This window comes from Paenibacillus sp. FSL R10-2748, assembly GCF_038005565.1.
GTDB classification, from domain to species: domain Bacteria; phylum Bacillota; class Bacilli; order Paenibacillales; family Paenibacillaceae; genus Paenibacillus; species Paenibacillus polymyxa_B.
Genome location: NZ_JBBOTK010000001.1, coordinates 708,901 through 720,825, shown reverse-complemented (window position 1 = coordinate 720,825; position 11,925 = coordinate 708,901). Strand labels below are relative to the sequence as shown.

Sequence of the window (11,925 nt, the reverse complement as noted above, 5' to 3'; positions counted from 1 at the left end):
GAGATTTTATAATGGGAGCATTTGTTTTACTTTTTAAAGAGCATGAGGATGAGAATGTAGTTATTTATAGATATGGCCCAAATGAACACATTATGGGGAAAATTCAATTGAACAAAGAGACTAAGCTATTCTCTGAAATTGAACCTTTACCAGATCCGAGTCATTCAAATAAATTTTATTTTGATAGGGCTGCACAGCGGATGGCACGTTGCTTCGTTAAAGAAGGTGGTATATTTCCCGAAAAGTTGACATTTGAATCATAAAGTAGCTTCAATAATACGAACCGAGCTTGCTCCTTTAACAATAAAATAGGAGTGAGCTTTTTTCATTTTTCATAGTAATTTATCTGATAAAGAAGATAATTTGCATGCAACTAAGAATTTAGAGGTGGGTTTAAACAGGAGAGTCTTCAATCAGGCTACTTACTTAGTGATATGGTTAAAGTATACGGAAGGTACGTGAATGTTATGAAGTATGATACATACTCAAAATTATGGGAAGAACAAAATAGTCTAATGAGATTATTAGAGGGGAGGGGTTTTATGAATCGGAGATTTTTATCATGGCTTTGATAAGAGTTTTTTTAATTGGAGCTACATTTTTCCTTATTGGGGGATTGGTGCTTTACTTCACAAGGCGCTATGAATTAATAAAGTGCTACTTTTATCACGAAAAGAGAAGCGCTGAGTAAATATATCAAACGCTTCTCTTATTAATAATCTGGTTAATAGATATAGAATAAGTAGTATGCCTAGCGCTATCCCTATTATTGTAACTGGTTCTTATTCATAATATTAATTGCGTCCTTTGTTATTAATTTAAAAATTGTGATTCCCAAGTACCGTCTGCATATCCCCAAATTGTATGTGTACCAGTTCCGATTACCTCTTCAAGAGACGGATGAGTAAAGTTCCAAGTGAAATATGCTGTCTGGTAGGCGCTGCGCTTGTCAGAGTTAATATGTGGTTTCTCTTCTTTTATGGTGATATTCACTAAAGGGACCCACTTTCTTGTAACAACTCCACCGCCATTTAGAATTTCAGTCACTTTCCCCGCACTAACTCTGTAATGTATATATACTTGTGTTGTAATAATATTGATACCAAATGTAGAAACGACTGTTTCAGCATGAGGTGTATATTCAGTCGCAAAAGGAGTAGTAGAGTGTGCTTGTTTGTTTTGGTTTACCCTCACTTTTATATCTCCATTATATAAATCTGAATCTTTTCCGCTTTGTATTACATTAAAAATTGATTTTATCGCTTCAGGATCATTCATATAATTTACAAACTTTTGTTGTTCTTCTTGCGAGAGATTTGTGAACTGCTCTAGAATGACAGAGGAGTCATTATCGTTCTGCGAGTTGAGTTCTTTATTATTGGCTTTTAGATAATTAATGTAGTCTTCAGGGGTGTTAATAGATAAAGAATCCTGTGCGTTAACTGAGTAAGGAAGTACACTTAAAAATAATACAAATACAACAAACAAACTTAATAATTTTTTCACTTTATAATCACTCCTTAGATATGTTGGTAAAACAAAACCATTAACATCCTTTAAATGGATTTGATTTACAAGGAATATACTACCATATATAAAATAAATTATCAAATTGTAGACTAGTAATAAATCTAATTGAAATCAAACAAATAAATATAATGAAAGTTGATAATTTAATAAAAGTATGTAACTAAAGTTCAGCTAAGGATGGAGACTATAACATATATGAATTGTCAAACGGCATCTTTTATTATCTCTGGTTGCGAGATCCCTTTAGGGGAAGTAATGAGGCGATGTACATATCTTAACTAATGATGATAAGGAAGTTGGATGGGTTACACTGATTAAGGATGTAAATAGTCTAGCAATGCTTATGAATTGGAGAAAAGTTGCTGTTACTATAACAATTAATCAGTTCTTGAGAAAACCGAATAATAAGTACTACTTCAAGAAGTTAGTGAAGCACTTACTACTTACTTGAGGAACATAAAAACAGTATTTGATAATCTTTTGAAGGGAGAAAATTACGTATGAAGCACTACTCAAAATACAAATATGTTTATAATAACTGGTATGTAGCTAGTTGCGAGAAGCATGGTGAAAAACCAATTGATTTGACATCTACTTTGAAATTGTTCCTGAATGTAAAATGGAAGAAATGAGACAGTTGTTGCATCGATGGAGTAACACCATAAAAGCAGGATTTTACTGTCACTTTTAAGAAATGTATATGGAATAAATATAGGAAGGCAAGTTGTTGAATAGTAAAATCACAATTCTCAATGGCAAAGAATCATTTTTGTATCGATTTATCTTAAATACAATTAACTTTGGAACCTTTCATGCTGATACTTTACATATTTCGATGAATTAATGATTGAAGAGTTGCAAACGCACGAAAAACTAGTTGGTTAGGGAAAAATGATGCTGGAGAGCCTTTTGGAGATAATTCAGTATTAAAATTGATTACCACAATAAGACTGCCAAATGGCCATCAATGAGAATATCAAAAATTACTGGATGGATTCGTCCCAATGAAAATATGACCTATGAAGAAGTATACACTTTTTACGCCAAGTGCGATTTTATCCCAGATGGAAAGTTGCTCAAATATATAGAATAAAACATAACAGTATAACATTGAAAAGATAAAACATAACAGTATGGCAATGGTAAAAAGATTTTATGGCTGTAGCATTAAATTTTGAATTAGAATGCAGACTGATAAAGATCTAACCCAGTACCAAATTCATAAGATTGTTAATGCCGTAGTTGAGAAAGTGCATAAGGAATTAGAAGAACTCAAAAAAGATTAAAAGAACTCGATGATGGCAAAACTCATGGGATATTGCTAATGCTTATTCCTGAGTTGCAGGATATGGTTGTTGTTACATCCTATAAGGCCTTTAGACGCAGATAGAAAGGTTAGCCTTTCTTGTAACAATTAGGAATTAATGTGGTGTTCCATAAATTTGAATAGTGTTTTTATGTCATAACGAACTTAAACAGAGGTATAATATGACAACAATTAAAGTGACACCTGAGCAGCTTACGACTGTCTCCAAGAAATTAGAACAGGCACAACAATTAGTAGCTCAAATGAATAGCAATTTAGTACAACAAATTTCATCTATGGGGCAATTGTGGGAAGGGCTGACTAAGGAGAAATTTTACAATTAACCCCATACATCTCAGAAGAATATGAATGACTTACCCTGACGAATTCTAGTGCTAGGGAGTACGTCACCATGCAGATAAATTCAGATTAGCAGATCTGATGGAAGCAGGTAACATTGACGCAAGTTGTTTACCACCCCCACCTAATTCTTGTGATGTTCCTACTGCAGATACATGAAACGCATTTCGAAAATCGGCAGATAGCTTAACTGAACTAGGTCAGGATTTTGTAGCCGCTAATTCAAAATGCTATGAGAAGAAATTCGATTCAGTGTGAAGCTTCTTAGATATATGTCTTTTGGTATTCCAAAAGGAATGTATCATGGGTACATGGAACGGGGAGCTAAACAAAACGATTCATGGAGATGTTCTTTTGGAGATTATGAAGTTAGACGATATTATTAAAACACCCAATAAAGGAATCATTTTAATTGGAACAAATATTGGATTAGATAAGCAGGATCATACGAATCTGAAAAGTTTGATAGGTTCAAAAATACAAGTAGATAAGGTAGATGGGACAAAATGTGAACTGGACGTATTGGATATTAGCCTTTCTTTTTCCATTGCTAACCTTCCACTCATTGGTATTAGTGTAAAGGATTCAGAAAATATTAAAGATATAAAAAAGGGAACACAAGTAGTGCAATTGTTGGATGGATAAGGTAATCAAGCAGATGGACAAAATGTCCATATAAAAGATATCCCCGATTCAATTGGAGAAGATGAATGGGTTGAAGACTATAAATGGTATGCTGCAATAGCAGCAAGGAACAGCCACATCTGAGCAAGTAAGGATGTTGGACCAGAGATACTGAAGGAATAATATTGTGAACACAGATAAAGTAAATGTGTCCACTTTCTAGTCTAGACCCATAAGCCTCCTAATATTTTGAATGTATCCACGGGCGTCCACACTTACCCGGAAATGCTGCATAAAATATCCCGGGTGAACAAAGAGGAGGTGCATGTAATAACCATGATACACATGGAATCCGTGCAAGTGGGTGAGCATACATTTATCGGAGTTGAGGTCAAACTGCCTAAAACAACGCTGTTGACGATCTCTAACTCCCGTGGTTACATCATGTGTGGTGCCCTGGATGTTGGACTGCTCAATGAACGGCTGGCGGATCGGAAAATTCTTGCCGCACGAGCTGTGGGGGTAAAAACGCTGAAGGAATTGTTGGAAGCGCCGATGGAATCGGTGACGACTGAAGCGGAGCAACTAGGGATTAAGCCAGGTATGCCAGGATACGAAGCACTTTTGAAACTGGTGTAATGAAGCCTATGTGCATATGTTGCATAAAAGTAGAGGAACAAGAACAGAAAAAAACCGGACTTTTTGGCTCCGGTTTTTTTCTATGAAAAGTTTTATTCTATCGAGTTGAATCATATGAATTATATACGAACGATATGACCTGCAAGAACAATTATTCGGCAAACAAATGGGTCAGGTTCTCGCTAAAGGGTGCTTGTACAATCCCTTTTTCGGTAATGATGGCGGTAATGTACTCATGAGGTGTAACGTCGAATGCTGGGTTGTAGACTTTGATGCCCTGCGGGGCGGTCCTTTTACCAAAGCTTTCGGTAACTTCCTCCGCAGAACGCTCTTCAATCGGAATATCTGAGCCTGTTGCGGTCTGCAAATCAATGGTAGATAGTGGCGAAGCGACATAAAAAGGAATGCCATGCGCCTTCGCTAGCACAGCTAGACTATAGGTGCCGATTTTGTTGGCCACATCTCCATTAGCAGCGACTCTATCTGTGCCGACAATAACGGCCTGTACCCATCCTTTGGACATCACCATGCCCGCCATATTGTCACAGAGCAGGGTGACATCAATGCCTGCCTGCTGAAGCTCGAAAGCGGTCAGGCGCGCCCCCTGCAGCACGGGGCGGGTTTCGTCGGCAAATACTTTGAGGTGAATGCCGTTCTCCTGCGCAAGGTACATCGGCGCGAGCGCTGTTCCGTATTTCGCTGTCGCCAATCCGCCTGCATTGCAGTGAGTAAGTACGCCCATCCCGTCCTCGAACAGAGGTAAAGCATGGATGCCGATCTGGCGACATACTTGCTCATCCTCTGCCTGAATGGCTGTGGCTTCACGTTCCAGCCCGGCATTCCAGTCTTCGACCTGACCTTCGCTAGCTTCAACGATGAGTTCCCCAGCCCGCTTCTTCATGCGGTCAAGGGCCCAGAATAGGTTCACTGCCGTCGGGCGTGAAGTAGCCAAATGTCCGCACACGGTGTGTACATGCTGCAGCCACCCAGCAGCGTCGGTGCCGTCGTAGGCGGTAGCTCCTAGCACAACGCCGTAGGCCGCAGCCATCCCGATAGCAGGCGCACCACGTACCTTCATGGCATGTATGCCATCCCATACTTCCTCGGCCGTGAATAAATCCAGCATGACAATCGTTTCGGGCAGCAGACGCTGATCCAACATAGACAAGCGGTTGCCTTTCCACACCAGCGAAGATAGAGCCTGACTGGACACTGCAGCTTTCCCAGAGGTTACGGGCGCCGATTCTTTCTTTTCACTCATATTCATTAAGCTCCTTTAGTTTGGGCAGCTGTTGCTGTCCGAACAATGTCTCCCAGTTCCCGAATCGAATGAAGCTCGCGATTGCGAAGAACCAAGGATTTACCGATAGATAACGCCAGACGTTCCGCAGCTTCCTTGATAGCAGGATCGGCAATGGTGTCGATATCTGCCACATGCGACAGGCTGATGATACGGCGAATCACTTTGCACCCTGCAAAACCAATCGTATCTTGCAGTACTTTCTGGAGATACAAGTCCTGATATCCCGCTGTACGTGCCATATGATCGGTGACATGCTCGTCCCACAGTTTGCGGAACCTACGCTCAAACTGTTCCCATACCTGAATGGCGGTCTCCAGAACCCAGTCACGCCTTTCCTTTAGAGCCTTCTCGCCAGAGGTCCATCCGGGTTGTGCTGCGTAGTTCAACAGCAGATTGGCGATCACCGCTCCGATATCAAAGCCCATGGGTCCGTAGTAGGCAAATTCAGGATCAATGACTTTAGTCGATTCGGTCGTTACAAAAATGCTGCCAGTATGAAGGTCACCGTGCAGAAGCGCTTCGGTTCGTGTCAAAAACTTTTCTCGCAGCAAAGCCACTTCCAGGTGAAGCACTTGATCTGTACGTAGTGCCTCTGCTTCGTCTTCGATGTACGCACCATAGTTGTTATTATCTGAGATCCGATACGGTTCATCCAGAATCAGATCTTCAGTTATTTTGCAGAGATCCGGGTTGATAAAGCGTTTAACCAGGTCTTTTTTATCCTGCTGATTCATGCCCAAATCTGAGGTGAAGAAGAGCGTGCGTGCCAGAAACTCCCCAATATGATTAGCGAAATATGGATAGGTGTTTCCTTCTATTAGTCCCTTGCGCATGATGGTGTGTGAGCTAAGATCCTCCATCACGGTCAACGCAAGCTCATCGTCATACGCCAGTACCGCAGGAACCAATTCGGGGCAAATGTAGTGTTCCTGCTGAAGTGCCTCGCGTTCAATACGGGCACGATCCAGTGAAAGCGGCCAGGATTCACCCACAATTTTTACATAGGGAAGTGCCTGCTTGGCAATGATACTCTTGTTAGATTCAGAATCCGTAATATGAAAAACCAGATTTAAGTTACCATCACCGATTTCTCGGCATTCCAGATGGGCTTCCTGACTAAAAAATCCGGGGATGTTCTTCACGAATTCGATTGCTTCTTCAGTCGTTAAAGGATGATATTGGGACAACGAAGTCACCTCCATAAAATGTGCGCATGTAAATAGTTTAAAAAATATCACAATATTAAACCAAGTATTTTGATAGGATAGAGAAAGTATAACGAAAATCATTGAAGTTTTGTACATTTTTTTTATGGGAATTGAAAGAGGAAGAAAGGAGTACTCTTTTTTTGTTTCGTCTCCGTATAGAGAGGGTAAATATGAGACAGACGTCCGGCAGGTGATATTAGGATGCCCGCTGGCGTCTTACCGTCAGCAATGGCGGTGATGGATACGTAAACGTTCCTGAAAATCAATTTGATGAAAAAGGAAGGGATTTATGATGGCTAAAACAACAAGTAACTCGAAAAATACGCAAACCAAATCGGTGGAGGAACTTTTAAACGGTCAAGTCGCTAACCTCAATGTGTTATATGTAAAAATTCATAACTATCACTGGTATGTGAAAGGCTCCAGTTTCTACACACTCCATGTTAAATTTGAAGAGTTATACAATGAAGTGACATTGAAAATGGATGAGATCGCCGAGCGTTTGCTCGCGTTGAAAGGTTCTCCTTCCGCAACGTTGAAGGAATACCTGGAGCTGTCGTCGATTCAGGAAGCAACCGGCAACGAAGATGCTCCTAAGATGGTACAAACCTTGATCGAGGATTTTGCAACTGTATGCGAGGAGTTTCAGGAAGGTATCGAACTGGCGGAAAGCAATTCCGACCAGCCAACTGCAGATTTGCTGATTGGTTATAAAGCGGATCTGGAGAAACATATGTGGATGCTTCGCTCTTATTTGGGCTAATTGGCCGAATTTCGCTCCATCACTCAATGCCTAGTTCGGTGAATTTAATTCCACTCCATAGTGATGGGGTTACGCTCTGAAATAAACTCTCTACATGTAAAACGCTACTGACGTCATGCTGTCAGTAGCGTTTTTATGGCTGGAAAAAGATCATGCATCCCATGTTTTTTGTACAAATTTATAATTATATGAACAACCACAGGATGAATTTTGCTATTTGTGTGCCTGGTAGGGTGAACATTTTATGAAGAAAGTTGGATAACGTGTGTCTGTTGGTTGCACCCTTAAAGATATTTATTATAAAATAACTTGAGAATCATTGAGAATCAGTTTAGAATGATTATAAATAAATTTTTAAATATTACTTGAAATCAGGGGGCTCCCCTGTTTAAATATACTTTCTGATTTCGACACCACACTACATTTTTTGGAGGGTATTGCGAATATGGCTACAAACTTTAAGATTGAAGGTCTCAAGGCGACCATTGAAGGCAAGGAAATTTTGAAAGGTATTAACCTCGAAATGAAGGGCGGAGAAATCCATGCCATCATGGGTCCTAACGGTACGGGTAAAAGTACACTCGCGTCTGCTTTGATGGGTCATCCTAAATATGAAGTCACAGATGGCAAAGTAACTTTGGATGGAGAAGACGTGCTGGATATGGAAGTGGATGAGCGTGCACGTGCAGGATTGTTCTTGGCGATGCAGTATCCGAGTGAAATTGCAGGGGTAACGAACTCCGACTTTTTGCGTAGTGCGATTAACGCGCGCCGTGAAGAAGGACAAGAAATCTCCCTGATTAAGTTTATCCGTCAAATGGAAAGCAAAATGAAAGAGCTCGAAATGAATCCTGAGTTTGCTCACCGTTACCTGAACGAAGGCTTCTCTGGTGGTGAGAAAAAACGGAATGAAATTTTGCAAATGATGATGATTGATCCGAAAATTGTCATTCTTGATGAAATCGACTCCGGTCTGGATATCGATGCTTTGAGAATCGTGGCTAGCGGTGTCAACGCTATGCGTTCCGAAGAGCGTGGTTTCCTTATCATTACTCACTATCAACGTCTGTTAAACTACGTTAAACCAGATTATGTACATGTAATGATGCAAGGACGTATCGTTAAATCCGGTGGTCCTGAGCTTGCTGAGCGTCTGGAAGCGGACGGTTACGACTGGATCAAGGAAGAGCTGGGTATCGTTGATGAAACTGTAGGACAAGAGGCGTAAGCCGGAAGCGAGGAGGAAAACTAATGACTACACAAACAATCCTTCCGGTAGATTCCGAGCAACTGCGTGTTCTGTCCGAACGTAACGGCGAACCATCTTGGTTGGCCGAAGACAGACAAAAAGCACTTGAGCTTGCAGGCAAACTGGAGCTTCCGGTATTTGAAAAAACAAAAATCGAACGATGGAAATTAAACGATTACGGTCAACATAAACAGAACGAGGTCATTGCATCGGTAGGGCAGGTCCCGGCAGCCATTGCTGATCTGGTCAAAGAGCAACAGGAGGGTGGTCTGATTATTCAGCGCAACTCCGGCGCGGTATATGTGAAGCTGAGCGAGGAATTGGCGGCGCAAGGCGTCATTTTCACGGATTTACAAACAGCGGTTAAAGAGCATGCTGATTTGGTTAAAGCTCATCTGAACACAGTTATTAAGGCTGAAGAAAATTCATTATCTGCATTGCACGCAGCACTCTGGAACGGTGGAGTATTTGCTTATGTGCCTAAAAATGTAGAGCTGAACGTTCCGCTTCAAGCTGTATTTCTGACGGACGATGCGACTGCAACGTTTGCACCGCATGTGCTGCTCATTGTTGAAAGCCACAGTTCCGTGACTTACGTAGACAACTATGTATCTGCGGATTTGGCGGCACCTGTTCTTCATAACGGTGCGGTAGAAGTTGTTGCAAATGCAGGAGCTAAAGTACGTTATGCGACAGTCCATCAGTTTGGAGAGCAAGTAACGGATATTTCGATTCGTCGTGCTACGTTGGGAAATGACGCAGCTATCGAATGGATTGTGGGCGAAATGAACAACGGTAATACAGCAAGCAATACCATGTCCGTGCTCAAAGGCAATGGCTCCAATTCGGATGCCAAGATCATTGCTGTTGGTTCCGGCTCACAAAAGCTGAACTATACGACACAAGCACAGCATTTTGGTAAAAATTCCGCCAGTCAGATGATTACGCGCGCAGTAATGCGTGAAGAAGCGTCTTCCATCATTAACGGAATTACAAAAATTGAAAAAGGTGCTACCAAAGCAGACGGTCAGCAAACAGAACGTGTTCTTATGCTCAGCCCGAAAGCGCGTGGTGACGCTAACCCGATCCTGCTGATTGATGAAGATGATGTAACGGCAGGTCACGCAGCATCGGTTGGTCAGGTAAACCGTGAACAAGTGTATTACTTGATGTCCCGCGGGATTAGCCGTGCAGAAGCTGAACGTCTGATTATTTATGGCTTCTTGGCACCTGTCGTATCTGAAATTCCGCTCGAAGGACTTCAACATCAGCTGCAAAGCCTTGTTGAAAGGAAGTTAGGCCAATGAATACTGCATTGATCCGTGAACAGTTCCCGATTTTACATCAGGAGATTAACGGTCATCCGCTGGTTTATTTGGATAATGCGGCCACTTCGCAAAAACCGCTGGCGGTCATCGAGGCGATCAAGCACTACTACGAATTTGATAATTCAAATGTTCACCGTGGTGTGCATACCTTGGGTAGTCGCGCAACGGATGCTTATGAAGGTGCGCGGGAGAAGGTAGCCCGCTTTCTGAATGCAAAGCGCAGTCAGGAAATTATTTTTACAAGAGGAACAACAACGGCGTTGAATCTGGTCGCTTCTTCCTATGGCAGGGCTAATTGCCAGGCAGGTGATGAAATTGTCATCACACAAATGGAGCATCACAGTAATCTGATTCCGTGGCAACAGGTAGCCAAAGCCACAGGCGCGACTTTGAAATATATTCCACTTCAAGAGGATGGTAGCGTTGATCTTGCTGATGTGGAGAATACCATTACAGAAAACACGAAAATTGTAGCGATTGCGCATGTCTCCAATGTGCTGGGTGTTGTGAACCCTGTCAAAGAGATTGCAGCTATTGCGCATCGCAAAGGCGCAGTCATCGTTATAGACGGTGCACAAAGCACACCACATATGAAAGTAGACGTGCAAGACATCGATGCTGACTTTTATGCCTTTTCGGGTCACAAAATGTGTGCTCCTACTGGGATCGGAGCACTGTACGGCAAGAAGACGCTGCTGGAAAACATGGAGCCCATTGAGTTCGGCGGTGAAATGATCGACGATGTGGGATTGTATGAATCCACATGGAAGGAGCTGCCTTGGAAATTCGAAGGTGGAACCCCGATTATAGCCGGAGCCGTTGGCTTGGGAGCTGCCATTGATTTTCTGGAAAGCATCGGACTGGACGCCATTGCACAGCATGAAAGCCGTCTGGTCGACTATGCTCTCAAACGTCTCCGTGAAGTGGAGGGGTTGACGATTTACGGACCTGCAGAACGTCATGTCGGGCTTGTAACATTCAACTTGGATGATGTGCATCCGCATGATGTAGCTACCGTATTGGATAGCAAAGGGGTGGCTGTACGTGCAGGCCATCATTGCTGCCAGCCATTGATGCGCTGGTTGAAAGCCAGTGCGACTGCACGTGCCAGCTTTTACCTCTATAACACGGAAGAGGAAGTCGACGCTTTGGTCAGCGCCTTAATCCAAACAAAGGAGTATTTTGGCGATGCAACTTGATGACTTGTACCGACGCGTGATTATGGATCATTATAAAAATCCGCGCAATCGCGGACGTTTTGAGGACGATGCCGTTACGGTGGATTTGAATAATCCTACGTGTGGTGACCGGATTTCTCTTCAACTCAAAACGAAAGACGGCGTGGTCGAAGATGCCCGTTTTACTGGCGAAGGCTGCTCGATTAGTATGTCCTCAGCTTCGATGATGACAGAAGCGGTTAAAGGAAAAACGATTGACCAGGCACTGGATATGGCGAGCCGCTTCTCTTCTTTAATGAAGGGAGAAGCCGTCGAATTCGATGATTATGAAGAATTGGAAGCTTTGTCAGGTGTAAATAAGTTCCCGGCCCGCATCAAATGTGCGACACTGGCTTGGAACGCGCTGCGCAAAGGGATTGATGAAGATAAATAATTTA

The 11,925-nt window shown here is 42.3% G+C and carries 11 protein-coding genes and 1 pseudogene; 9 read left to right on the top strand and 3 right to left on the bottom strand.

Going from position 1 to position 11,925, the window contains the following annotated elements; all coding sequences use genetic code 11:
* Positions 1-11: 11 nt before the first annotated feature.
* The gene (locus tag NSS66_RS03395; RefSeq protein ID WP_023987879.1) at positions 12-263 is read left to right on the top strand and encodes a hypothetical protein; all 252 of its coding nucleotides are present in this window, start codon (positions 12-14) and stop codon (positions 261-263) included.
* 550 nt (positions 264-813) lie between these two features.
* On the opposite strand, the gene NSS66_RS03390 is transcribed toward NSS66_RS03395, so the two are convergent.
* Positions 814-1,506, bottom strand: coding sequence for a hypothetical protein (locus tag NSS66_RS03390; RefSeq protein ID WP_279831432.1), 693 nt, complete (start codon positions 1,504-1,506; stop codon positions 814-816).
* 1,512 nt (positions 1,507-3,018) lie between these two features.
* On the opposite strand from NSS66_RS03390, the pseudogene NSS66_RS03385 reads away from it, so the two are divergent.
* The 3 genes and pseudogenes from NSS66_RS03385 to NSS66_RS03375 form a co-directional block, all read left to right on the top strand.
* A pseudogene (locus NSS66_RS03385) lies at positions 3,019-3,567 on the top strand (WXG100 family type VII secretion target); the annotation flags it as partial.
* A complete protein-coding gene (locus NSS66_RS03380) occupies positions 3,551-3,841 on the top strand; it encodes a hypothetical protein (protein ID WP_071558963.1) in 291 nt (96 codons plus the stop codon). The pseudogene NSS66_RS03385 and the gene NSS66_RS03380, both read left to right, overlap by 17 nt.
* A gap of 315 nt (positions 3,842-4,156) precedes the next feature.
* Positions 4,157-4,459, top strand: a complete 303-nt coding sequence (locus NSS66_RS03375) for a YunC family protein (RefSeq protein WP_023987881.1) — start codon at positions 4,157-4,159, stop codon at positions 4,457-4,459.
* Positions 4,460-4,610: 151 nt separating this feature from the next.
* Here the strand turns inward: NSS66_RS03375 and mtnA are convergent, their stop codons facing one another.
* Positions 4,611-5,720, bottom strand: a complete 1,110-nt coding sequence (mtnA, locus tag NSS66_RS03370) for an S-methyl-5-thioribose-1-phosphate isomerase (RefSeq protein WP_068940172.1) — start codon at positions 5,718-5,720, stop codon at positions 4,611-4,613.
* Between the two features lie 5 nt (positions 5,721-5,725).
* Complete coding sequence (mtnK, locus tag NSS66_RS03365; RefSeq protein WP_028542908.1) at positions 5,726-6,949, bottom strand: S-methyl-5-thioribose kinase; 1,224 nt, start codon at positions 6,947-6,949, stop codon at positions 5,726-5,728.
* A 313-nt stretch (positions 6,950-7,262) separates the two neighbouring features.
* Between mtnK and NSS66_RS03360 the strand changes: the two genes are divergently transcribed.
* The 5 genes from NSS66_RS03360 (at position 7,263) to sufU (ending at position 11,921) form a co-directional block, all read left to right on the top strand.
* Positions 7,263-7,733, top strand: coding sequence for a Dps family protein (locus tag NSS66_RS03360; protein ID WP_340958592.1), 471 nt, complete (start codon positions 7,263-7,265; stop codon positions 7,731-7,733).
* A 445-nt stretch (positions 7,734-8,178) separates the two neighbouring features.
* On the top strand, positions 8,179-8,961 hold the full coding sequence (gene sufC / locus NSS66_RS03355; protein WP_013309552.1) for a Fe-S cluster assembly ATPase SufC: 783 nt from the start codon (positions 8,179-8,181) through the stop codon (positions 8,959-8,961).
* Between the two features lie 23 nt (positions 8,962-8,984).
* The gene (gene sufD, locus NSS66_RS03350; RefSeq protein ID WP_023987884.1) at positions 8,985-10,289 is read left to right on the top strand and encodes a Fe-S cluster assembly protein SufD; all 1,305 of its coding nucleotides are present in this window, start codon (positions 8,985-8,987) and stop codon (positions 10,287-10,289) included.
* Positions 10,286-11,509, top strand: coding sequence for a cysteine desulfurase (locus tag NSS66_RS03345; protein ID WP_053325090.1), 1,224 nt, complete (start codon positions 10,286-10,288; stop codon positions 11,507-11,509). The genes sufD and NSS66_RS03345 overlap by 4 nt, the downstream gene beginning before the upstream one ends.
* Positions 11,499-11,921 (top strand): Fe-S cluster assembly sulfur transfer protein SufU, encoded by a 423-nt coding sequence (gene sufU, locus NSS66_RS03340; RefSeq protein ID WP_013309555.1) that lies wholly within the window; start codon positions 11,499-11,501, stop codon positions 11,919-11,921. Before NSS66_RS03345 ends, sufU begins: the two co-directional genes overlap by 11 nt.
* The last annotated feature ends 4 nt before the right edge of the window (positions 11,922-11,925 follow it).